The sequence below is a fragment of the Streptomyces sp. NPDC019890 genome (genome assembly GCF_044903445.1).
Classification (GTDB): Bacteria; Actinomycetota; Actinomycetes; order Streptomycetales; family Streptomycetaceae; genus Streptomyces.
In genome coordinates, this window is the sequence record NZ_JBJDQK010000007.1 from 221,891 (window position 1) to 242,592 (window position 20,702).

The window sequence follows — 20,702 nt, forward strand, 5'->3', positions numbered from 1 at the left end:
TGACGTAGCCTCAACTCTCCCGTCCCCTCGCACGAACGGAGCCCCGCATGGCGGCCATCAGCCTCGCCAAGGTCGAGGAGAAGGCGCCCGCGCTCGTCAGCCTCTACAAGAGCGCGGGCGTATCGCTGCAGAAGCACGGTCTGAGCGGGCAGCGAGCCGCCGTCTATCTGGTGCTCGACTACTCGGGCTCCATGAAGGACTACTACAAGGACGGCAGCGTGCAGGCGCTCGCCGACCGGGTGCTCGGTCTCTCGGCCAACCTCGACGACGACGGCTCCGTACCTCTCGTCTTCTTCTCCACGGACATAGATGCGGTCACCGACATCGCCCTGGAGAACCACCGGGGCCGGGTCGACGAGATCGTGGCGGGCCTCGGCCACATGGGCAAGACCAGCTACCACCTGGCGATGGACGCGGTCATCGACCACTACATCGACAGCGGTTCGACCGCGCCCGCGCTCGTCGTCTTCCAGACGGACGGCGGCCCGATCAGCAAGCACGCGGCGGAGCGCTATCTGTGCAAGGCGGCGAAGCTGCCGCTGTTCTGGCAGTTCATCGGCTTCGGCAACAAGCGCAGTACGCAGTTCGACTTCCTGCACAAGCTCGACGAGCTCGCCGTGCCCGGCAAACGGCCGGTCGACAACGCCGGTTTCTTCCACGCCGGGCTCGACCCGCGCAAGGTCCCGGACGAGGAGCTGTACGACCGGCTGGTCGCCGAGTTCCCGCAGTGGCTGGCCGCGGCCCGGGCGCAGGGCATCGTGCGATGACGCCGCGGGTGCTGCGGGCGGCGGACCGTACCGCCGTCCCGTGGAAGAACGGCGGCGGCGTCACCCGTGAGATCGCCCTCTCGCCCGAGGGCGCGTCGATGGACGACTTCGACTGGCGTATCAGCCTCGCGGATGTCGCAGCGGACGGGCCGTTCTCCGCCTTCCCCGGGATCGCGCGCACGCTGACCGTGGTCGAGGGAGCGGGGATGGACCTCATGGTCGGCGGGCAGCAGGTACTGGCCGCCGAGCGGTACCGGCCCTACGACTTCCCCGGCGACGTCGAGACCGACGGCAGGCTCCTGGCCGGGCCCGTCGTCAACTTCAACGTCATGTACCGAGGGGGACGCACGGCCGCTCTGACCTCGGTGGTGCGGGGAGGACTGCTGGTTGTCGTGCCGGCCGGCTCGACGGTCGTGATCGTCGCGCTGGACGGGCCGACGGTCCTCAAGGAGGCGGGGGTGACGCTCGGCCTGTGCGACGCTGTCGTCCTCGACGAGTCGCCCGGCTCGCTGCGTACGGAGGGGCACGCGGCGGTTGTCACCCTGCGGAGTGCGGCCGGTCAGGCGCCGGGCACCCAGTAGTTGTGGACCTGCGAGATCGTCGGGCCGCCACCCGGGCCCGCGGGCATGCCTGAACGTTCGGCGACGGGCATCATGGCCGCGGTGAACTTGTTCATGGCTTCCTCCGACTCCCAGAGGTCGTAGATCTCCAGGCCCGAGTCGCCGGGCACGCAGGCGTGCGACAGACAGCCCGCGAAGATCTCGGGCGTTTTCTGCAGTTCCGCATTGAGGGCGTCGTACTGGTCGGTGGTGACGCCGGGGAGAGTCGCATGCACGAAGATCGTCATCGGGGTCCTCCTTGGTTTGCCCGCCTTCCAGCAGAGCACGTTCGCCCTGGATCGGCACACGGAGAGCAAACCCGACAGCGGATGTCGCTTTTTGGCGGTTCGATGGCCTCATGACATCTCGTTCATGGGCGGATTTCCTGGCGGCGGAGCCCGCCTTTGCCGAGGCCGTACAGAACCGCTTCGGTCGCTACAAGCACCATGTCCTGGCGACCGTGCGCAAGGACGGGTCCCCGCGGGTGACGGGGCTCGAAGCCGACTTCCGCTTCGGTGAGTTGTGGCTCGGCATGATGCCGGGCTCCCGCAAGGCGCAGGACCTCCAGCGCGATCCGCGCTGCGCGCTCCATGCGAACCCGGGGCCGGACGACTCGATGGACGGCGGCGACGTCCGGATCGCGGGGCGCGCGGTGGAGGTGACCGACTCCGCAGCGAAGGCCCGCTTCACGGCGGAGGTCGGGCCACCGGAGCCGTACCACCTCTTCCGGGTGGAGATCGGCGAGGTGGTGCAGACGCACGTCGACGGCGATGAGCTGGTCGTACGCTCCTGGCGCCCGGGCGAGGGCGTACGCGAGCACCGGCGCCGCTGAGTGCCGGGTCAGCCGCCGAGCACCCGCGCCCGGCACTGCGCGGGGGTGCCCCAGGCGTCGCGCAGCGGCCGCGCCTTGCGCAGCCAGAGCGAGAGGTCGAGCTCGTCGGTGTACCCGACCGCGCCGTGCAGCTGGAGCGCGGCACGGGCGGCGGCGTACGCGGCCTCACCCGCGGCGACTTTCGCGGCGGCGATGTCGGCGGGGGCCGTCGAAAGGGCGGCCCCGTAGAGCAGCGGCCGGGCGAACTCCAGCCCGACGAGGACATCGGCAAGCCGGTGCTTGACCGCTTGGAACGACCCGATGGCAACCCTGAATTGGGTGCGCTGCTTGACGTACGCAACGGTCCGCTCGAGCAGCGCGAGCCCGACGCCGAGGGCTTGCGCGGCGGTGACGAGCCGCGCGAGGTCACCGGCGTGGGCGGCGGCGTCCCCGACATGCGCGCCCTCGGCGAGAACCTCGCCCCCCTGCGCGGGAACGGCCAACCGCCGTACGGGATCGAGGGACGCGCGAACGGCGCCGTGGGAGGGGGCGACGCGCAGTGCCGAGTCCTCGGCGGTCGCCACCAGCATCACCGCCGCCGCGTCCGCGTCCAGCGCACAGCCGCCCCCCGTCGTCAGAGTCGCCAGTGCCTCGCCCGAGGCCAGGCTCGGCAGCAGACGCTTCGCCGCGCTCGTGTCGCCCTGCTCCGACAGGCGTGTCAGGAGCGCCGCCGACGCGACCGTCTCCACCACAGGGCCCGGAACCGCGTGGCGGCCCAGCTCCACGAAGGCCACCGTCAGTTCGACCGGGAGCGGGCCCACGCCCTCGTACGGCTCCGGGACCGCCAGCGCGAAGACCCCCGCCTCGGCCAGCCGGGACCACAGGGCCAGACCCGGCGCATGGTCCCCCGCCGCCCAGGCGCGGGCCGCCGCCGCGGGATCCGAAGCCGTCAGCATCGCGTCCAGGGACTGCGCGAACGCCCGCTGTTCATCGTCAAGGAGAAAACGCATCAGCGGCGGCCTTTCGGAAGGCCGAGCAGCCGCTCGGCGATGATGTCGCGCTGGATCTCGTTCGTGCCCGCGTAGATCGGGCCCGCCAGCGCGAAGACATAGCCCTCGGCCCAGTCGCTGTCGGCGAGTTCACCGTCCGGGCCGGGCAGATCGAGCGCCGTCTCGTGCAGGGCGATGTCGTACTCGGACCAGAAGACCTTGTTCAGGCTGGACTCCGCGCCGATGCTCGCGCCCGACGCGAAGCGCGAGGCCTCCGCGTAGGTGAAGAGCTGATACGCCCGCGCCCCGATCACCGCGTCCGCGACCCGGTCACGTACACCCGGGTTCTCGCCCCGCTCGCGCCACTGGTGTACGAGACGGTCCGCGGCGGCCAGGAAACGGCCGGGGGAGCGCAGCATCAGCCCGCGTTCGTTGCCCGTCGTGGACATCGCGATCCGCCAGCCCTGACCCGGCTCGCCGATCACGTCCTCGTCCGGGACGAAGACATTGTCGAGAAAGAGCTCGGCGAAGGCGGGCCTGCCGTCCAGCCGGCCGATCGGGCGGACCGTCACCCCGTCCGCCGACAGGTCGAACATCAGATAGGTCAGCCCCTGATGCGGCTTCGGCGCATCGGGGTCCGTGCGGAAGATGCCGAACGCCCGGTCGGCGAAGGCGGCCCGCGAGGACCATGTCTTCTGGCCGCTCAGCAGCCAGCCGCGGTCCGTGCGCACCGCACGGGACTTCAGCGACGCGAGGTCGGAGCCCGACTCGGGCTCCGACCACGCCTGCGCCCAGATCACCTCGCCGCTCGCCATCGGGGGCAGCACCCGCGCGCGCTGCTCGTCCGTCCCGTGGTCGAAGAGCGTGGGGGCCAGCAGATTGATGCCGTTCTGCGAGACCCGCCCCGGCGCGCCCGCCGCGTAGTACTCCTCCTCGAAGACCAGCCAGCCGAAGATGCCGGCGCCCCGCCCGCCGTACCGGTGCGGCCAGGAGACGACCGACCAGCGGTCCGCGTGCAGCTGTGCCTCCCACGCCCGGTGCGCCGCGAAGCCCTCCCGAGTCTCCAGCGACGGCAGCGGCTCGGCGGGCACATGGGCCGCGAGCCAGGCGCGGGCCTCGTCCCGCAGCGCCTCGTCGGCGGCGGAGTGGTCCAGATCCATCCGGACCTCCTTCCCTAACAAGTGTTTGGTAGGTTAACGTGCTGCTGTGACGGACAACAGGGCGCAGTACGTACCGGGCCACGGCCTGCTGAAGGGCCGTACCGCCGTGATCACCGCCGCGGCCGGCGCCGGCATCGGGGGCGCGACCGCCCGCAAATTCCTGGAGGAGGGCGCCCGCATCCTCATCAGCGACGCGCACTCGCGCCGGCTCAAGGAGTCCCAGGCTGCACTCGCGGAGGAGTTCGGCCCCGACGCCGTGACCTCACTGCCGTGCGACGTCACCGACGAGAGCCAGGTCCAGGCCCTGTTCGAGGCCGTCGTACAGGAACACGGCGGCCTCGACATCGTCGTCAACAACGCGGGCCTCGGCGGCACTGCCGCCCTCGTCGACATGAGCGACGAACAGTGGGACAAGGTCATCGACGTCACCCTGAACGGCACATTCCGCTGTACCCGGGCCGCCCTGCGCTCCTTCCGTGCGACCGGCCGTGGCGGAGTGATCGTCAACAACTCCTCCGTCGTCGGCTGGCGTGCCCAGTCCGGCCAGGCGCACTACGCCGCCGCCAAGGCCGGAGTCATGGCGCTCACCCGCTGCGCGGCGATCGAAGCGGCCACGTACGGCGTACGCGTCAATGCCGTCGCCCCCAGCCTCGCCATGCACCCGCATCTGGTGAAGGTCACATCGCCCGAGGTGCTCGACGAGCTGATCACCAAGGAGGCCTTCGGGCGCTACGCCGAGCCGTGGGAGATCGCCAACGCCATCGTCTTCCTGGCCAGCGGCTACTCCTCGTACCTCACCGGCGAGGTCGTCTCCATCAGCAGCCAGCACGCGTAGACGGAGAATGACCGTGTGCCGAACCAGCCGAACAAGAAGAAGAACCAGGTGACCCCCTCACCCGAGCGCCGCCGCGAGCTCCTGGACACCGCCGCCGAGGTGTTCGCCGCCCAGGGGTACAACGCCACCACCGTCCGCAAGATCGCGGACGAGGCGGGGATGCTCGCCGGCAGCCTCTACTACCACTTCGATTCCAAGGAATCGATGCTCGACGAGATCCTCTCCACCTTTCTCGACGAGCTCTGGCAGGGCTACGACAGCGTGCTCGCCGCCGGACTCGGGCCCCGGGAGACCATCGAGGCCCTTGTCACCGAGTCCTTCCGGGAGATCGACCGGCACCGCGCCGCCGTCGCGATCTACCAGAAGGAGTCCAGGCACCTGGCCGCCCAGCCCCGCTTCCACTACCTCACCGACTCGCAGCAGAAGTTCGAGAAGGCATGGCTCGGGACCCTGGAGCGCGGGGTCAGGGAGCAGGTGTTCCGCGCCGACCTGGACGTCCGGCTCACCTATCGGTTTGTGCGCGACACCGTGTGGGTCGCGGCGTCCTGGTACCGGCCGGGCGGGCAGCACAGCCCCGAGGAGATCGCCCGCCAGTACCTGTCGATGGTGCTGGACGGAATCGCCGTACGCAGCTGACCGACCAAGGAGTTGTCATGGGCGAGGCCTACATAGTCGAAGCGGTGCGCACTCCGGTGGGCAGGCGCAAGGGCCGACTGGCCGGGGTGCACCCGGCCGACCTGGGCGCGCATGTCCTTACCGCCCTGGTCGAACGCTCCGGGATCGACCCCGCCGCCGTCGAGGACGTCGTCTTCGGCTGCCTCGACACGGTGGGCCCGCAGGCCGGCGACATCGCCCGTACGGCATGGCTGGCGGCGGGACTGCCCGAGGAGGTGCCGGGCGTGACGATCGACCGTCAGTGCGGCTCCTCCCAGCAGGCGGTGCACTTCGCCGCACAGGGCGTGCTGTCGGGCACCCAGGACCTGGTCGTCGCGGGCGGCGTGCAGAACATGACGCAGATCCCCATCGCCTTCGCGTCCCGGCAGGCCGCCGAACCGCTCGGGCTGACCGGCGGCCCGTTCGCGGGCAGCGAGGGCTGGCGTGCCCGGTACGGCGACCAGCCCGTCAACCAGTTCCACGGCGCACAGCTGATCGCCGAGAAGTGGGGAATCTCACGGCGCGACATGGAGGAGTTCGCGCTGCTCTCCCACCGGCGGGCCATCCGCGCCATCGACGAGGGGCGCTTCGAGCGGGAGCTCGTGGCGTACGGCGACATGACCGTGGACGAGGGCCCGCGCCGCGACACCACGCTGGAGAAGATGGCGGCCCTGAAGCCGGTCCTGGACGGCGGCACCATCACGGCCGCGTGCTCCTCGCAGGTCTCGGACGGCGCGGCGGCGATGCTCATCGCGAGCGAACGGGCCGTCGCCGTGCACGGCCTGACGCCGCGGGCCCGTGTCCACCATCTCTCCGTACGCGGCGAGGACCCGATCCGGATGCTGTCGGCCCCGATCCCGGCGACGGCGTACGCACTGAAGAAGACCGGCCTGTCGATCGACGACATCGACCTGGTCGAGATCAACGAGGCCTTCGCGCCCGTGGTGCTCGCCTGGCTGAAGGAGACCGGCGCCGACCCGGACAAGGTCAATGTCAACGGCGGCGCCATCGCGCTGGGTCACCCACTCGGCGCCACGGGCGTCCGGCTGATGACGACGCTGCTTCATGAACTGGAGCGCACGGGAGGGCGGTACGGACTGCAAACGATGTGTGAAGGGGGAGGTCAGGCCAACGTCACGATGATCGAACGGCTGTGATCACGAGCGTTTTGGGACGTGGCGTGCTACGGTTGGCGACGTTGCAGTTTTGGTACCCATGAACTTTGTGTGCGCCTGACGGGAATGCTTCCTCAGGCGCACATTATTGTTTCCGGCTTTTCCGGATGGGGGTCAATGCAGCGACGGGAAACTCACGAGGTGTGAGTTTTCGGCTTGCCCCTGTTTTAGGAGAATGACATGGCTACTGGAACCGTGAAGTGGTTCAACTCGGAAAAGGGCTTCGGCTTCATTGAGCAGGACGGCGGCGGCGCCGACGTCTTCGCCCACTACTCGAACATCGCGACCTCCGGCTTCCGTGAGCTCCAGGAAGGCCAGAAGGTCTCCTTCGACGTCACGCAGGGCCAGAAGGGCCCGCAGGCGGAGAACATCGTCCCGGCCTAATCGCTGGACGCGTATCTCGCAGCCGGGGCCCGCACCGTCGTGGTGCGGGCCCCGGTTTGTGCTGTTCTCAGGCCAAGGAAGGCAAACTCCGAATGACTCGCTCCGAACGCCCGGCCGCCCGTCCGGCCCGCAGGCGCCCGGTCAGTTCCCGCGCCAAGGGCCCCGTGAAGGGTTCCGGCAAGACTGCTGCCCGCAAGGTGGCGCCCCCGCAGGAATTCACCCTGCCGGAAACCGTCACGCCCGCGCTGCCCGCCGCCGGCGCGTTCGACGAGCTGGACATGCCGGCCGCACTGCTCAAGACCCTCGCGGCCCAGGGCGTGACCGAGCCCTTCCCGATCCAGGCCGCGACCCTGCCGAACTCACTCGCGGGCCGCGACATCCTCGGCCGCGGGCGCACCGGCTCCGGCAAGACCCTCGCCTTCGGGCTGGCGCTGCTCGCGCGCACCGCGGGCCGGCGCGCCGAGCCGAAGGCACCGCTCGCGCTCGTCCTCGTACCGACCCGCGAGCTCGCACAGCAGGTCACCGACGCGCTGTCGCCGTACGCGACCTCCGTGCAGCTGCGGCTCGCCACGGTCGTCGGCGGTCTGTCGATCAGCAAGCAGTCGGGCGCGCTGCGGCGCGGCGCCGAGGTGCTGGTGGCCACGCCCGGGCGGCTCAAGGACCTCATAGAACGCGGCGACTGCGTACTGGACCAGGTGGCGATCACCGTCTTGGACGAGGCCGACCAGATGGCCGACATGGGCTTCATGCCGCAGGTCACCGCGCTGCTCAAGCAGGTCGAGGCGGACGGCCAGCGGATGCTCTTCTCGGCGACGCTGGACAAGAACATCGACCGGCTCGTACGGATGTTCCTCACCGACCCCGTTGTGCACTCGGTCGACCCGTCCGCGGGTGCGGTGACCACGATGGAGCACCATGTGCTGCACGTCGTGGACGAGACCGACAAGAAGGCCGTGGCCACGCGTATTGCGGCGCGCGACGGCCGGGTGATCCTCTTCGTCGACACGAAGCGCTCCGCCGACCGGTTCGCCAAGCGGCTGCTGGCCAGCGGCGTACGGGCCGCGGCGCTGCACGGCGGGCGTTCGCAGCCGCAGCGCAACCGCACGCTCGACCAGTTCAAGAACGGTCAGGTCACCGCGCTGGTCGCGACGAATGTGGCGGCCCGGGGCATCCATGTCGACGATCTCGACCTGGTCGTGAACATCGATCCGCCCGTCGACCACAAGGACTATCTGCACCGTGGCGGCCGCACCGCGCGGGCGGGCGAGTCCGGCAGCGTCGTCACGCTGGTGCTGCCCGAGCAGCGGCGTGAGATGACGCGGCTGATGGCGGACGCGGGCATCAGCCCGCGCACGGCCAGGATCAAGTCCAGCGACGAGGAGCTTGCCCGTCTCACCGGGGCGCGCGAGCCGTCGGGGATCGCGATCACGATCGAGGTCCCGCAGCCGGTCGTGCAACAGCAGCGGCCGCAGCGCCGTCGCGCGCAGGTACCGGGGCAGGGTGCGCAGAGCGGTGGCGGCGGCCGGAGCCGCGGTCGGCGTGGTGGGCAGGGCGGCGGCCAGGGGGCGCAGTCGGGCCAGCCCCGCCAGGGGGGTCGCCCGGCACGGGGCGGCGCGCAGGGCGGACGGCGTACGGCGGCCTAGCCGGTGCGTCGGGGCTCCGCCCCGAACCGCGCGCCTCAATCTCCCCCAGACTTCGTCCGGGGGACCCCCACGGGGCTTGATCTGCCCGGGCATGTCAAGCCCGTCCGGCGATTGAGGAGCTGGGGGTCCCCCCACGCCCGCAGGGCGTAGGGGGCGGGTCCGGGGGCAGCGCCCCCGGCAGCGCGGCGAGCACCCCCGCCGCGTCCGACATCACCCGCCTCACCAGCTCCTCGCAGCTCGGCAGGTCCTCGATCAGCCCCGCCACCTGTCCCGACGCCATCACCCCCAGATCCGTCCGGCCCTCCACCATCGACGCCCGCAGCAGCATCGGCGTGTTCGCGGCGAGCAGCACCTGGCTCCAGGTCAGGTCCTTGCCGTGCTTCATCGCCAGCCCGTCGCGCAGCATCCGCGACCACGACAGGCCCGAGAGCTTCCGGAACCCCGCGGCCCGCCGCACCGCCTGCGCCAGCGCTCTCGTACGGCCCGCCCGTTCCAGCGAGTCGACGAGCTCCGTACGCAGCATCCGGTGCGGCAGACCGTCGACCGCGGTGGTGACCGTCACGTCCTTGACCGTCGCGGCCAGGTACGTCGCCTTGACCGCGTCCGGGACGGTCGAGTCGGACGTGAGCAGGAAACGCGTGCCCATCGCGATGCCCGCCGCCCCATAGGCGAGCGCGGCGACCAGGCCCCGCCCGTCGTGGAAGCCGCCCGCCGCGATCACCGGGATGTCGACCGCGTCCACAACCTGCGGCAGCAGCACGGTCGTTGCGACATCGCCGGTGTGCCCGCCGCCCTCGCCGCCCTGCACGATCACCGCGTCCGCACCCCAGGCCGCCACCTTCTCCGCATGGCGGCGGGCCCCGATCGAGGGGATCACCACCACGCCCGCGTCCCTGAGCTCGGCGATCAGCTCGCGGGAGGGCGCAAGGGCGAAGGAGGCGACCCGTACGCCCTCGTCGATGATGATCCGCACCCGTTCGCGGGCGTCGCCGGCGTCGGCGCGGAGATTGACACCGAAGGGCGCGTCCGTGCGGGACATGACCTCGCGAACGGCCCGGCGCAGCTGGTCGACGCTCATCGTCGCGGAGGCGAGGATCCCGAGCGCCCCCGCGTTGGCGGTGGCCGAGACCAGCCGGGGTCCCGCGACCCAGCCCATCCCGGTCTGCACGATGGGGTGCTCGACCCCGACCAGTCTGGTCAGTGCCGTCTCCATCACGCGGGGACCTCGCGCTCGCGCGCTCCCGTCGGGTCGATCACCTCGCGGATCAGACGCAGCTCGTCGGCGCTCGGATCGCGGGTGTACGGGACGTCCGGGCCGATCGCCAGAGCGAAGCCGGTGGCGCGTTGGATCTGCTCGACCGTGACCCCCGGGTGCACGGACGCAATCCGCATCGAGCGGTCGTCGGATTCGAAGTCGAAGACACCGAGATCGGAGACGACGCGTGGAATGCGGTGGTAGAGGGCGCCCGCAGCATGGTCGTAGCCCACGCCGCTCACCATGTCGACGCGTTCGACGAAGACCCGTGTCGAGTGCCTCGGCACCCAGTAACTGACCGGATTGTTCAGGGTGTTGACGGGCGCGCCGCGCACCCCGAGCAGCTGCCGCTTCGGGCGCGCCCAGTCGCCGATGCAGGAGATGTTCTGGTTGCCGAAGCGGTCGAGCTGACTGGCGCCCATCATCACGTGCCGCTTCCCGCCGGTGACCATGGTCAGATGCCTGCGGTACGGCAGCCAGCCCTCCACCGCCCCGTCGAGACCGACCAGCATCGCCTCGCCGTCGGTCAGCAGCAGATCGGGCGAGAACGTACGCCTGGCGAGCCTGGCCCCGAAGGACGGGATCAGCCCCATGGGGCTGGCCAGCACCTCGCCGTTGTCGCGCCACGCCTCCGCGCAGGCGATGACGCAGTACTCGGAACGACTGATGGTCACTGCTGCTCCTTGTGCCATGCCTGGACGGCCGACTGGTAGTCGTGCTCGGTGGCGCCGGACAGGAAGCGCGCGGCGAACTCGGGCCACGGGGTGGTCGCGTACAGCTTCTGGAAGGCCTCGTCGCGGTGGTGGTCGGGGACGCAGGAGGTGAAGTGTGCGCCGTTCGGGGTCTCGACGACGCCGCTGACGCTGTGGCGCGACACCAGCAGCGACTGGGGCGGTGCGTCCTTGGTGAGTTCGGCGGTTTCCACCAGCTGCTCGCAGGAGACGTACGCGGCGTCGGCGGCCTCGCAGAACAGATCGTCGAAGTAGGGGTCGGGTCCCAGGTACTGGCCGTTGCCGAGCCGGTCGGCGCGGTTCATATGGACGAGTGCGACATCCATCCGCAGGGCCGGTACGGCGACGAACTCCTCCCCGTCCTCGTACGGCGAAGTCACCGTGCGCAGCCCGGGGTTGACCCGCATCACGTCGGAGCCGATGCCCGCCCGCACGGGGAGGAACGGCAGCCGGTTCGCGGCGGCGTGCAGCCCCCACATGAACATCGCCTCGTCGATCTCCGTCAGTTCGAGCGAACCGCGTTCGCGCGCGGCGCGGAAGTGCGGTTCGAGCGGGATCGAGTCGAGCGTGACGAAGGCCGTGACGAGTCTGCGGATACGGCCGGCTGCGGCGAGCAGGCCGACGTCCGGGCCACCGTAGGAGACCACGGTGAGATCGGTGATCCCGGACCGGAGCACTGCCCGCACCAGCGCCATCGGCTTGCGGCGCGAGCCCCAGCCGCCGATGCCGATCGTCATCCCGCTGCTCAGCCGGGACACCACCTCGTCGGGCGTCATCGTCTTGTCGGTCACGCTCGGTCCTCCTTGCCGAAGGTGTCGTTGCCGACGCCGTCCTTGCCGAAGGTGTCGCGGACGCGGTCGGCGACCCCACTGAGGCTGGCCTCGAAGGTGAAGCCCTGCTCGAAGCGGTAGCTGCGGCGTACGTCGACGGGGTCGATGCCGTTGATGGCGGCCTTGGCCAGCCGGATCAGACAGCCGTCCTTCCGCGCGATCTCCCGGGCCAGCCCCAGTGCCGCATCGGCCAGTTGATCCCGTGGGACGACCTTCCAGACCGAGCCGTGGGCGTGCAGTTCGGCGGCGGTCACGGTGCGCGAGGTGTAGTACAGGGCGCGCATCAGATGCTGGGGGACCAGCCGGGCGAGATGGGTGGCCGCGCCGAGCGCGCCCCGGTCCAGCTCCGGCAGCCCGAAGACCGCGTCGTCACAGGCGACGATCGCGTCCGCGTTGCCGACGAGGCCGATGCCGCCGCCCAGGCAGAAGCCGTGCACTGCCGCGACGACGGGCACCTCGCACTCGTACACGGCGGCGAAGGCCTCGGAGCAGCCGCGGTTGGCGCCGAGCAGTGCCTTGTGCCCGGCATCGCGCTGCATCTCCTTGATGTCGACACCCGCGTTGAAGCCGCGGCCCGCGGCATCCAGGACGACACAGCGGACCTCGGGGTCGCGGCCCGCCGTGCGCAGGGCGTCGGCGAGGTCGTACCAGCCCTGTACGGGAAGGGCGTTGACGGGCGGGAAGTCGACCGTGACGAGAGCGATGCCTTTCTCGGGGCAGGCGGTGGAGACACCCATGGGCGGATCAGCTACCTTTCCACCAAACATTTGTTAGGTGAGGAAGGTAGCAGCCGATGGAGCTGGACGGGAGGGTCGCCGTCGTCACCGGCGGTACGCGCGGCGTCGGCGCCGGGATCGCCCGGGCGTTCCTTCGGGCGGGCGCCACAGTGGTGATTTGCGCCCGGAGAAGCCCCGAAGTCCCGGTACCCGGCGCCGAGTTCATGGCGCTGGATCTGCGCGATGCGGCCGCGGTGGGAGAGTTCTTCGACGCCGTCGTCGCGCGGCACGGCCGCTTGGACACCCTCGTCAACAACGCGGGCGGGACGCCCTACCGGCTGCTCGGCGAGGGCGATGCGGCCCGTCATGCCCGGGTGATCGAGCTGAATCTCACCGCGCCGCTGACCGCGTCCCTCGCGGCCCGTGAACATCTGCGGGCCTCGCGCGGTTCGATCGTGATGATCGGCAGTGTCAGCGGCGGCCGTCCCTCGCCCGGCACGGCGGCGTACGGGGCCGCGAAGGCCGGTCTGGAGAACCTGGCCCGCTCCATGGCCGTCGAGTGGGCGCCCGAGGTCCGGGTGAACACGCTCGTGCTCGGTATGGTCCGCACCGAACTCTCCTCACTGCACTACGGGGACGAGGAGGGCATCGCGGCGGTCGGCCGCACGGTGCCGCTGGGACGGCTGGCCGAGCCCTCGGAGATCGGAGAGGCGGCCGTGTTCCTCGCTTCGGACCACGCGGCCTATGTGAGCGGGGCCGCACTGCTCGTGCACGGCGGCGGGGAGCGCCCCGCCTTTCTCGATGCCGCAACTGTCAACAGGGAGAAGTGAGATGACCCGGATCTGCGAAGGACGCGTCGTCATCGTCACCGGTGCCGGGCGCGGTCTGGGGCGGGCCCATGCGCTCGCCTTCGCCGCCGAAGGAGCGAAGGTCGTCGTCAACGACCTGGGCGTCGGCCTGGACGGGGCGGGCTCGTCGGCGAGCCCGGCCCGCCAGGTCGTCGACGAGATCACGGCGGCCGGCGGCGATGCGGTGGCGCACGGCGGCGACATCGCGACGACCGATGGCGCGGCATGTCTCGTCACCGCGGCGCTCGAGACCTATGGACGGCTCGACACCCTCGTCAACAACGCGGGCTTTCTGCGCGACCGGATGCTCGTCAACCTCGACGAGGACGACTGGGACGCGGTCGTGCGAGTCCATGTGAAGGGCCACTTCCTGCCGCTCAAACACGCCGCCGCGCACTGGCGCTCCGAGGCCAAGGCGGGTCGTCCCGTGTCCGCCCGGGTCATCAACACCACCTCGGGGGCAGGGCTGTTGGGCAGCGTCGGCCAGGGCAACTATGCCGCGGCCAAGGCCGGGATCATCGGTCTGACGCTGGTCGCTTCGGCGGAGCTCGGCCGGTACGGCGTCCAGGTCAACGCCATCGCGCCCGCGGCCCGTACGCGCATGACCGAACAGACTTTCGCCGGGCTCTGTGCGCTGCCGGAGGACGTCTCGCCGCTCGTCGTCTGGCTCGGCTCGGCCGGGAGTGCGGGCGTGACCGGCCGGGTCTTCGAGGCCGAGGCGGGCCGTATCACCGTCATGGAGGGCTGGCGGCCGGGCCCCACCGCCGACAAGGGCTCGCGCTGGACTCCGGCCGAAGCGGGCGAGGCCGCGCTGAAGCTCCTTGCGGACGCCGAGAATCCGCAATCCGTGTACGGAGCGGGCTGAGCTTCACCCCCGCGCGGAGCCCGGCGGCCACTCAGGTTAACTCGTAGAAAACTAAAGGAGGTTGCCCTTGACGCGTCCATGTCTACGCGCGTCATGATGTCCGTATGCGAATCCCCCCACGAATCGCCACGCTCGGCGGCATTGCCGCCCTGGTATCCACGCTCGTCATCGGCGGACAGGCCACGGCCTCCCCCACGGCTGCGGCCGCCGTCGGTGACATCTGCTACTCCGACCTCCCCTCCCAGGCGCACGACACCCTCGATCTGATCGAGCAGGGCGGGCCGTTCCCGTACAAGCAGGACGGCACGGTCTTCTCGAACCGCGAGGGCGTCCTGCCCTCGCACTCGTCCGGCTACTACCACGAGTACACGGTCAAGACGCCGGGCTCGTCGACCCGCGGTGCCCGCCGCATCGTCACGGGCCAGGCATCCGCCGAGGACTACTACACCGCCGACCACTACGCGACGTTCGACCTCGTCGACTACGGCTGCTGAGCCGGTATCCTCCGCCCCGTGACCAGGACCTATGTGATCGACGGGGCGGAGGTCACCGGCCTGGACAGCTTCTGGCGGGTGATCGGCGAGGCCGTGAACGGGCCCGGCGGCTACTTCGGCCGCAATCTCGACTCCTTCGCCGACTGTCTCAGCGGCGGCATGGGAACCCCGGACGACGGCGACTTCGCCATCGAGTGGCGCGACCACGAGCGCTCCCGTACTGCCCTGGGGCGCGACGAGACCGTACGGCAGCTTCAGCTGCGGCTGCGGCGCAGCCATCCGCTGAGCAGGGACGCGATCCAGGAGCAGTTGGACCGGGCGAAGGCCGGCCTCGGCCCCACCGTCTTCGACTGGCTGGTGGAGATCATGGAGGAGCGGGCGCCGGGCGCGCTGCGACTGCTCTGACAGGCCGAGGAGGGTCAGCGGCAGCGCGGCAGGGTCTGCTCGAGCCGCCGCTTGAGCTTCTCGTCCCTTATGTGCTGCACGGCGTCCGCGGCCGCCCCCCGGGCGTATCCGTCCGGGTCCTCGTCCGCGAGAATCCGCGCCAGGGCCGCTTCCGCACGCGGATCCTGACGGATCGCCAGACCCCGGGCCGCCTCCGCCGAGGTCTCCACGTCCTGGTCGGTGAGCCGCGCGGCCAGCGCCTCGCGGATCTCGTCCGTATCGGCGTCCACGTCCGCCAGTGCCGTGGTCGCCCAGTCCCTGACATGAGGGTCCGCGTCCCGGCTCAGTGCGATCAGCGCGTCGATGCCCTCGGCGTGATCGCCGGGAACGAGCCCGAACAGCGAGAGCGCCACCTGGTTGCGCACCTCCGCGTCCGGATGGCCGGCATGCCGCAGGATCTCCGGCAGCACGGCCGGATCCCCGTGGTGTCCGAGCCCGAGCACGACCGCCTGGATCAGCTCCGGCTCCCGCGCCTCACGGGACAGCTCGCGCAGCAGCGGCAGCGACCGGGCGGCGAACGGCCCCAAGCCCTCGTTCCCGAACCCCAGTTGGGCCAGCACGTCCGCCGCGAACGCCTGGCGCATCGGGTCGCCGCTGGCGCACCATGCGGCCGCCGCCTGGAACGTCTCCTCGTCGCCACGCGCCCACAGCGCCAGCACCGCTTCGACCCAGTCGTCCTGGTCGGGATCCCCGCAGCGCAGCGCCCGCGCGGCCAGGTCGGCGTACGGCGTCTGAACACCCAACTCCCGCTCCAGGAGCGTCACGATCGCCGCATGGCCGGTCTGCTGCTCATTGCCCGCCCGCGGCGTGCCGTCCGATTGAAGCACCTCGACGATGACGGTCTCCCCGCCGTCCTCGGCGACCCGGCGCGCCACCGTCTCGTACTCCTCGCCCTGCTCGCACGCGCTCAGCAGCCCCTCGCGCAGCACCTGCTCCACATCCCGCTCGAGCCACAGCCGGGCCTCGGCGAGTGCCGCCTCCTTGGCTTCGGCTCCGGCGCCGTGCCGCAGCAGCGCCCGCACCGTCGACGGGGAGCCGCGGCGGGCCGCCAGCACCAGCGGCAGCTCGCCGCCGGGCCCCGGCAGATCGGGATCGGCGCCGTGCTCAAGCAGCGCCTCCGCGGTCGACGCACGGCCGAGCGTCACCGCCCATCGCAGCGCCGTGAAGCCGTACGCCTCCTGCTGATCGGGCCGGGCGCCCGCGGCCAGCAGGGCCCGCACCACCTCGGTGTGTCCGCCGACCGCCGCCCCGCACAGCGGCAGATCCCCGCCCTCGGGACCGCTGCCGCGCCCGGGGTCGGCGCCCGCGGCCAGCAGCAGCCGCACGATGCCCACTTCGGCGCTCACCGCCGCCCGGTACAGCGGTGTCTGCCCTTCCTCATCGGTCGTGTCCGCGGGGATCCCCCTGCGGAGCAGCGCCACGACGGCGTCGTCCGCGCCGCTGTACACGGCCCGGAACAGCTCGCGGACTTCCGCAGTCGGCTCTTTCGTCATATTTCGAGCCTACGGAAGATCGGTCAGGTGTCGCATTCGAGAATCGTGCGGCACAGCCCGCAGCGGGCCCGCACCCGCCCCCGTACGGGAACGCGGATGCGCTGGTGGCAGGTGGGGCAGGGGAAGGAGACGAGCGGTCCGTCGGGCCCGCGCTCGAAGGAGTACGAGGACGACTCGGCGCCCTGGTGCCGGGCGGCGGCCTGGCCCAGATGCTCCATCGCATGGCGCCGCTCCTTGGCATAGCGGTGGCGACCCGCCCAGCCCGCGCTGGTGAGCGGCGGCTGCTGGGCGTCGCGCAGCGCCTGGGCGCGGCCCTTGGTGTACGCGGTGTAGCCCTGCGGGCTGGTGAACCACGGGGAGGGGTCCTCGTCGAAGGCGATCGCCCGCTTGGCGAGTACGTATCCGAACTCCTCAGGGGTGAGATAGCCCAGCTTCTGGCTGGAGACGTCGTCCTCACGGAACGCGTCGAGCAGCAGCCAGCCCGCGCCGAGATAGGTGGTCGCCGTGTCGGTGAGGATCTCGTTGTCGCGGGTGCCGCGGAAGGACAGATCGAGCCGGTGCAGCAGCACATGCATGATCTCGTGGGCGAGGGCGGCGCCGATGTCCCTCCGGTGGGTGCGGAAGCGGTCGTTCAGCTCGATGAAGTACTCGGGGCCCGCGGTGAGTTCGACGCTCGCCGCATGGTGCATCTCGCGGAAGCTCACGATCATCCGGGCGTCCGGCAGATGGAGGTGCTGGACCAGGGCGCGGGCCACGCGCTGTGCGCCGAGGTGGAGATCGTCCTGGTCGGCGAAGGCCACATCGGCGGGCAGAACACTGGGGGCGTAGGAGTGCACGCCGTCCGGTGACAGCCGTCTGTGGACCGCGGTGATCGCCGCACGCACGGTGTCGAGGTGCGGATAGCCGTGTACGACCTCACTGCTCTTCGCCACCACGTTCCGTACCCCCCATGCACGACGGTCGGCCCGACTCAACTCTACGGGGCGGCGGGCGCGAATCCGCGGCGGCGGCCTGGCCGAAAAGTGCGCCTTGTGGCCCGAGTGATCCACTCTCCATAATCCGGTCACGCCTTGTCGGGCCCATGTCAGCGTGCCTCAGGCTGTACCTGGAAACGGCGCCGGCGTAAATCTCAACCCCCCACGAAAGGCAGTCCGTTGAAGCAGTTCATTCGTGTGCTCCAGAGATGCGCCGCGGCCGGTGCCGTCGTGCTCGCGGCGATCAGCCTCCAGCCCACCTCGGCCTCGGCCGCCACCCCGCCCGTCGTCGGCGGAACCCGCGCCGCCCAGGGCGAGTTTCCGTTCATGGTCCGGCTCTCCATGGGCTGTGGCGGCGCGCTGTACACCAAGCAGATCGTGCTGACCGCCGCGCACTGTGTGAGCGGCTCGGGCAACAACACCAGCATCACCGCCACCGCCGGCGTCGTCGACCTGCAGAGCTCGAGCGCCATCAAGGTCAAGTCGACCAAGGTGCTCCAGGCCCCGGGCTACAACGGCACGGGCAAGGACTGGGCGCTGATCAAGCTCGCCAAGCCGATCGACCTGCCCACCCTGAAGATCGCCGACACGAAGGCGTACGACAACGGCACCTTCACGGTGGCCGGTTGGGGTGCGGCCCGCGAGGGTGGCGGCCAGCAGCGCTACCTTCTCAAGGCCCAGGTGCCCTTCGTCTCCGACGCCAGCTGTAAGCAGGCGTACCCCGAGCTGGTGGCCGGTGAGGAGATCTGCGCCGGATTGCAGCAGGGTGGCGTCGACACCTGTCAGGGTGACTCCGGCGGCCCGATGTTCCGCAAGGACAACAACAACGCGTGGATCCAGGTCGGCATCGTGAGCTGGGGCGAGGGTTGTGCGCGGCCCAACTTCCCGGGTGTCTACACCGAGGTGTCCACGTTCGCGGCGGCGATCAAGTCCGCGGCGGCGAACCTGTAATTCCTGGGGGCTCGGCCCCCGGACCCCCGAGCCAGGGGTCCGGGGGCCGGGCCTCCGCGCCTTGAGGCTCGGCCTCAGACCCCGCACGGGGAGGCTCCGCCCCCTACGCCCTGCGGGCATAAGGGGACTCCAGCGCGTCAAACGCCGGCGGGGCTGGTTTTCGGGGCTCTGCCCCGGACCCCGCTGCGGTTCGCTCGCGAAACCACCCACCGGACAGCAACCACCATCGCCCCCTGGCCCACGGCAACCACCAACCCGGTGACGTGGAGAGTCACCCCAGACAGACTCCCGCGCCCGCCCCCTCCAGCTCCAGCACCCACACCTCGTTCGCCCCCTCCCTCAGCACCGGCCCCGGGACATACAGCCCCCGCTGCGGACCCGCCGACCAGTAGCGCCCCAGGCAGAAGCCGTTCACCCACACGAACCCCCGTCGCCAGCCCGGCAGTTCCAGCTTCGCGTCCCCGGCGCCCTGTACGTCCAGCACGCCCCGGTACAGCCCGGCGGCGCCGGGCCCCGCGGCACGGTGCTCGACCGCGCGGAAGGGGACCTTCGCGACCGCGCCGTCCTCGTCGAAGGCGCTCAGCCGCAGCGCCCGGGCTCGCACGCCGTGCAGGAACTGCCGCTCGTGCAGTACGCCGCCAGTGATGCCCTTGTGCTCACCCGTCCTCGGGCCGTAGTTCACGCGTCCCAGCGACTCCACCCAGAGCTCCACCTCGGCGGGCCCGGCCACCGGGTCCTCAAGGGCGGCGTTCTCGCCGCTGAGTACGCCTGCGCGTACCCCGTCGACGTACACGACGGCCAGGTCCCGCAGGCCCAGGACGCTCAGCGGATACGGGCGGCGCGGGCCGGGGACGCGGACGTGGTAGCGGACCAGACCGCGGTCGACGCCGAGCTCTTCGAACGTGGGCGGTACGGGGCCTTCCGACTCCTCGTCGCCGAGCGCCTCCAGCACGTCGTCGAGCGGTGCCCAGTCGGTGAGCTCTGCGCGCACCGGCGCACCCAGCGCGGCGGGCGCGGCCGGCAGCCCGGCCGGCGGGCCGTCGCGGTACGGCGCGAGCACGTCCCGGAACAGCCAGAACTTCTCCGTCGGCCGTCCGTACTCGTCGATCGGCGCGTCATAGTCGTACGAAGTCGCGGTCGGCTCCAGCTCCCCGTCATGCAGTTCGCCCGCGCGGTTCGCCCCCGCCCAGCCCGCGAAGCTGGTCCCGCCGTACGCCATGTACACATTCACGGAGGCGCCGGCTTCCAGGATCTCCCGCAGCGCGTCCGCCGCGTCCGCCGGATCCCGTACGGCACGGTCCCTGCCCCAGTGGTCGAACCAGCCGCACCAGAACTCCATGCACATCAGCGGTCCGGTGGGCCGATGGCGGCGCAGCGTCGCGAAGGCGTCCCGGGCACCCGACCCGAAGTTCACCGTCGCGAGCACTGCCGGGACCGAACCGCCGGTGAGCATATGGTCATCGGGTCCGTCGGAGGTGAACAGCGGGACGCTCACCCCGCAGCCGCGCAGCAGGTCCACCAGATGGCGGAGATAGCCCTGGTCGCAGCCGTAGCTGCCGTACTCGTTCTCGACCTGCACCATGATCACGGGGCCGCCGCGGGTGATCTGCCGCTCGACGACCTGCGGCAGGAGCCGGGTGAACCAGCGCTCCACATGCCCCAGATACTCGGCGTCCTCCGTGCGTACGCGCCGTCCGAGGCGACCGGTCAGCCAGTGCGGCAGCCCGCCGTTCTCCCACTCGGCGCAGATGTACGGACCGGGGCGCACGATCGCCCACAGCCCTGCGGCGTGCGCGGCGTCGAGGAAGCGACCGAGTGCGTCGTCGTCGGCGTACCGGCCGGGCCCCGGCTCGTGGAGGTTCCAGGGGACGTATGTCTCGACGCAGTTGAGGCCCATGGCCCGCAGCATCGCCAGCCGGTGGTCCCACTGCGCCTCGTGCACCCGGAAGTAGTGCAGCGCTCCCGACAACAGCCGCACGGGCCGCCCGTCCATCAGGAAATCCCGGTCACCCACCGTGAAATCGGTCACGTATCGCCCCTCGCTCGGTCACGTACCGCGACCAACCTTGGCCCCCTGGCGGCGA

23 protein-coding genes are annotated in these 20,702 nt (G+C 70.9%); 13 read left to right on the plus strand and 10 right to left on the minus strand.

Annotation, left to right across the window (positions count from 1 at the left end):
* Positions 1–47: 47 nt before the first annotated feature.
* Complete coding sequence (locus ACI2LP_RS20970) at positions 48–767, plus strand: vWA domain-containing protein (protein WP_404725997.1); 720 nt, start codon at positions 48–50, stop codon at positions 765–767.
* A complete protein-coding gene (locus ACI2LP_RS20975) occupies positions 764–1,348 on the plus strand; it encodes a HutD family protein (protein WP_404725998.1) in 585 nt (194 codons plus the stop codon). Before ACI2LP_RS20970 ends, ACI2LP_RS20975 begins: the two co-directional genes overlap by 4 nt.
* On the opposite strand, the gene ACI2LP_RS20980 is transcribed toward ACI2LP_RS20975, so the two are convergent.
* Positions 1,327–1,614, minus strand: a complete 288-nt coding sequence (locus ACI2LP_RS20980; protein ID WP_404725999.1) for a hypothetical protein — start codon at positions 1,612–1,614, stop codon at positions 1,327–1,329. The two genes, ACI2LP_RS20975 and ACI2LP_RS20980, sit on opposite strands and share 22 nt — an antisense overlap.
* Before the next feature lie 110 nt (positions 1,615–1,724).
* Here ACI2LP_RS20980 and ACI2LP_RS20985 point away from each other — a divergent pair, with 110 nt between their 5' ends.
* Positions 1,725–2,198: a pyridoxamine 5'-phosphate oxidase family protein gene (locus ACI2LP_RS20985; protein WP_404726000.1), complete on the plus strand. Its 474-nt coding sequence runs from the start codon at positions 1,725–1,727 to the stop codon at positions 2,196–2,198.
* An 8-nt stretch (positions 2,199–2,206) separates the two neighbouring features.
* Here the strand turns inward: ACI2LP_RS20985 and ACI2LP_RS20990 are convergent, their stop codons facing one another.
* Together ACI2LP_RS20990 and ACI2LP_RS20995 are read right to left on the minus strand one after the other, a co-directional pair.
* Positions 2,207–3,187: an acyl-CoA dehydrogenase family protein gene (locus ACI2LP_RS20990; RefSeq protein WP_404726001.1), complete on the minus strand. Its 981-nt coding sequence runs from the start codon at positions 3,185–3,187 to the stop codon at positions 2,207–2,209.
* Complete coding sequence (locus ACI2LP_RS20995; protein WP_404726002.1) at positions 3,187–4,326, minus strand: acyl-CoA dehydrogenase family protein; 1,140 nt, start codon at positions 4,324–4,326, stop codon at positions 3,187–3,189. Before ACI2LP_RS20995 ends, ACI2LP_RS20990 begins: the two co-directional genes overlap by 1 nt.
* 46 nt (positions 4,327–4,372) lie before the next feature.
* Between ACI2LP_RS20995 and ACI2LP_RS21000 the strand changes: the two genes are divergently transcribed.
* From ACI2LP_RS21000 to ACI2LP_RS21020, 5 genes are all read left to right on the plus strand, one after another.
* A complete protein-coding gene (locus tag ACI2LP_RS21000; RefSeq protein WP_404726003.1) occupies positions 4,373–5,161 on the plus strand; it encodes an SDR family oxidoreductase in 789 nt (262 codons plus the stop codon).
* A 15-nt stretch (positions 5,162–5,176) separates the two neighbouring features.
* Complete coding sequence (locus ACI2LP_RS21005) at positions 5,177–5,797, plus strand: TetR/AcrR family transcriptional regulator (RefSeq protein ID WP_404726004.1); 621 nt, start codon at positions 5,177–5,179, stop codon at positions 5,795–5,797.
* Between the two features lie 17 nt (positions 5,798–5,814).
* Entirely contained in the window at positions 5,815–6,972 is a 1,158-nt protein-coding gene (locus ACI2LP_RS21010; RefSeq protein WP_404726005.1) for an acetyl-CoA C-acetyltransferase, read from the plus strand.
* Between the two features lie 198 nt (positions 6,973–7,170).
* Positions 7,171–7,374 carry a cold-shock protein gene (locus ACI2LP_RS21015; RefSeq protein ID WP_003969786.1) on the plus strand — a complete coding sequence of 68 codons (204 nt, stop codon included), beginning with the start codon at positions 7,171–7,173 and terminating at the stop codon, positions 7,372–7,374.
* Positions 7,375–7,466: 92 nt separating this feature from the next.
* A complete protein-coding gene (locus tag ACI2LP_RS21020; protein ID WP_404726006.1) occupies positions 7,467–9,017 on the plus strand; it encodes a DEAD/DEAH box helicase in 1,551 nt (516 codons plus the stop codon).
* Positions 9,018–9,111: 94 nt separating this feature from the next.
* On the opposite strand, the gene ACI2LP_RS21025 is transcribed toward ACI2LP_RS21020, so the two are convergent.
* Genes ACI2LP_RS21025 through ACI2LP_RS21040 form a run of 4 tightly spaced genes read right to left on the minus strand, consistent with a single transcriptional unit; the run spans position 9,112 to position 12,570 of the window.
* Positions 9,112–10,230, minus strand: a complete 1,119-nt coding sequence (locus ACI2LP_RS21025) for an NAD(P)H-dependent flavin oxidoreductase (protein WP_404726007.1) — start codon at positions 10,228–10,230, stop codon at positions 9,112–9,114.
* Positions 10,230–10,946: a CoA-transferase subunit beta gene (locus ACI2LP_RS21030; RefSeq protein WP_404726008.1), complete on the minus strand. Its 717-nt coding sequence runs from the start codon at positions 10,944–10,946 to the stop codon at positions 10,230–10,232. The genes ACI2LP_RS21025 and ACI2LP_RS21030 overlap by 1 nt, the downstream gene beginning before the upstream one ends.
* A complete protein-coding gene (locus ACI2LP_RS21035; protein WP_404726009.1) occupies positions 10,943–11,794 on the minus strand; it encodes a CoA transferase subunit A in 852 nt (283 codons plus the stop codon). Before ACI2LP_RS21035 ends, ACI2LP_RS21030 begins: the two co-directional genes overlap by 4 nt.
* Positions 11,791–12,570, minus strand: a complete 780-nt coding sequence (locus ACI2LP_RS21040; protein ID WP_404726010.1) for an enoyl-CoA hydratase family protein — start codon at positions 12,568–12,570, stop codon at positions 11,791–11,793. The genes ACI2LP_RS21035 and ACI2LP_RS21040 overlap by 4 nt, the downstream gene beginning before the upstream one ends.
* Positions 12,571–12,626: 56 nt before the next feature.
* Between ACI2LP_RS21040 and ACI2LP_RS21045 the strand changes: the two genes are divergently transcribed.
* The 4 genes from ACI2LP_RS21045 to ACI2LP_RS21060 all read left to right on the plus strand — a co-directional run bounded on the left by ACI2LP_RS21045 (position 12,627) and on the right by ACI2LP_RS21060 (position 15,161).
* Positions 12,627–13,379 carry an SDR family oxidoreductase gene (locus ACI2LP_RS21045; RefSeq protein ID WP_404726011.1) on the plus strand — a complete coding sequence of 251 codons (753 nt, stop codon included), beginning with the start codon at positions 12,627–12,629 and terminating at the stop codon, positions 13,377–13,379.
* 1 nt (position 13,380) lies between these two features.
* Positions 13,381–14,262 (plus strand): SDR family oxidoreductase, encoded by an 882-nt coding sequence (locus ACI2LP_RS21050; RefSeq protein ID WP_404726012.1) that lies wholly within the window; start codon positions 13,381–13,383, stop codon positions 14,260–14,262.
* 104 nt (positions 14,263–14,366) lie between these two features.
* Positions 14,367–14,756: a ribonuclease gene (locus tag ACI2LP_RS21055; protein WP_360874002.1), complete on the plus strand. Its 390-nt coding sequence runs from the start codon at positions 14,367–14,369 to the stop codon at positions 14,754–14,756.
* Positions 14,757–14,774: 18 nt separating this feature from the next.
* A complete protein-coding gene (locus ACI2LP_RS21060; RefSeq protein ID WP_404726013.1) occupies positions 14,775–15,161 on the plus strand; it encodes a barstar family protein in 387 nt (128 codons plus the stop codon).
* 14 nt (positions 15,162–15,175) lie between these two features.
* Here ACI2LP_RS21060 and ACI2LP_RS21065 read toward each other — a convergent pair whose 3' ends face one another.
* Both ACI2LP_RS21065 and ACI2LP_RS21070 read right to left on the minus strand, forming a co-directional pair.
* Positions 15,176–16,693 (minus strand): ankyrin repeat domain-containing protein, encoded by a 1,518-nt coding sequence (locus ACI2LP_RS21065; RefSeq protein WP_404726014.1) that lies wholly within the window; start codon positions 16,691–16,693, stop codon positions 15,176–15,178.
* A gap of 23 nt (positions 16,694–16,716) precedes the next feature.
* Positions 16,717–17,625 (minus strand): hypothetical protein, encoded by a 909-nt coding sequence (locus ACI2LP_RS21070; RefSeq protein WP_404726015.1) that lies wholly within the window; start codon positions 17,623–17,625, stop codon positions 16,717–16,719.
* A 234-nt stretch (positions 17,626–17,859) separates the two neighbouring features.
* On the opposite strand from ACI2LP_RS21070, the gene ACI2LP_RS21075 reads away from it, so the two are divergent.
* On the plus strand, positions 17,860–18,618 hold the full coding sequence (locus ACI2LP_RS21075) for a S1 family peptidase (RefSeq protein WP_404726216.1): 759 nt from the start codon (positions 17,860–17,862) through the stop codon (positions 18,616–18,618).
* A 271-nt stretch (positions 18,619–18,889) separates the two neighbouring features.
* Here the strand turns inward: ACI2LP_RS21075 and ACI2LP_RS21080 are convergent, their stop codons facing one another.
* Positions 18,890–20,647, minus strand: coding sequence for a beta-galactosidase family protein (locus ACI2LP_RS21080; protein ID WP_404726016.1), 1,758 nt, complete (start codon positions 20,645–20,647; stop codon positions 18,890–18,892).
* Between the last annotated feature and the right edge of the window lie 55 nt (positions 20,648–20,702).

What these genes read in the sequence shown, in the direction of transcription:
- ACI2LP_RS20970 (WP_404725997.1), top strand. Translation starts at nt 48, where the DNA reads ATGGCGGCCATCAGCCTCGCCAAGGTCGAGGAGAAGGCGCCCGCGCTC.
- ACI2LP_RS20975 (WP_404725998.1), top strand. Translation starts at nt 764, where the DNA reads ATGACGCCGCGGGTGCTGCGGGCGGCGGACCGTACCGCCGTCCCGTGG.
- ACI2LP_RS20980 (WP_404725999.1), bottom strand. Translation starts at nt 1,614, where the DNA reads ATGACGATCTTCGTGCATGCGACTCTCCCCGGCGTCACCACCGACCAG.
- ACI2LP_RS20985 (WP_404726000.1), top strand. Translation starts at nt 1,725, where the DNA reads ATGACATCTCGTTCATGGGCGGATTTCCTGGCGGCGGAGCCCGCCTTT.
- ACI2LP_RS20990 (WP_404726001.1), bottom strand. Translation starts at nt 3,187, where the DNA reads ATGCGTTTTCTCCTTGACGATGAACAGCGGGCGTTCGCGCAGTCCCTG.
- ACI2LP_RS20995 (WP_404726002.1), bottom strand. Translation starts at nt 4,326, where the DNA reads ATGGATCTGGACCACTCCGCCGCCGACGAGGCGCTGCGGGACGAGGCC.
- ACI2LP_RS21010 (WP_404726005.1), top strand. Translation starts at nt 5,815, where the DNA reads ATGGGCGAGGCCTACATAGTCGAAGCGGTGCGCACTCCGGTGGGCAGG.
- ACI2LP_RS21015 (WP_003969786.1), top strand. Translation starts at nt 7,171, where the DNA reads ATGGCTACTGGAACCGTGAAGTGGTTCAACTCGGAAAAGGGCTTCGGC.
- ACI2LP_RS21020 (WP_404726006.1), top strand. Translation starts at nt 7,467, where the DNA reads ATGACTCGCTCCGAACGCCCGGCCGCCCGTCCGGCCCGCAGGCGCCCG.
- ACI2LP_RS21025 (WP_404726007.1), bottom strand. Translation starts at nt 10,230, where the DNA reads ATGGAGACGGCACTGACCAGACTGGTCGGGGTCGAGCACCCCATCGTG.
- ACI2LP_RS21040 (WP_404726010.1), bottom strand. Translation starts at nt 12,570, where the DNA reads ATGGGTGTCTCCACCGCCTGCCCCGAGAAAGGCATCGCTCTCGTCACG.
- ACI2LP_RS21045 (WP_404726011.1), top strand. Translation starts at nt 12,627, where the DNA reads ATGGAGCTGGACGGGAGGGTCGCCGTCGTCACCGGCGGTACGCGCGGC.
- ACI2LP_RS21050 (WP_404726012.1), top strand. Translation starts at nt 13,381, where the DNA reads ATGACCCGGATCTGCGAAGGACGCGTCGTCATCGTCACCGGTGCCGGG.
- ACI2LP_RS21055 (WP_360874002.1), top strand. Translation starts at nt 14,367, where the DNA reads ATGCGAATCCCCCCACGAATCGCCACGCTCGGCGGCATTGCCGCCCTG.
- ACI2LP_RS21065 (WP_404726014.1), bottom strand. Translation starts at nt 16,693, where the DNA reads ATGACGAAAGAGCCGACTGCGGAAGTCCGCGAGCTGTTCCGGGCCGTG.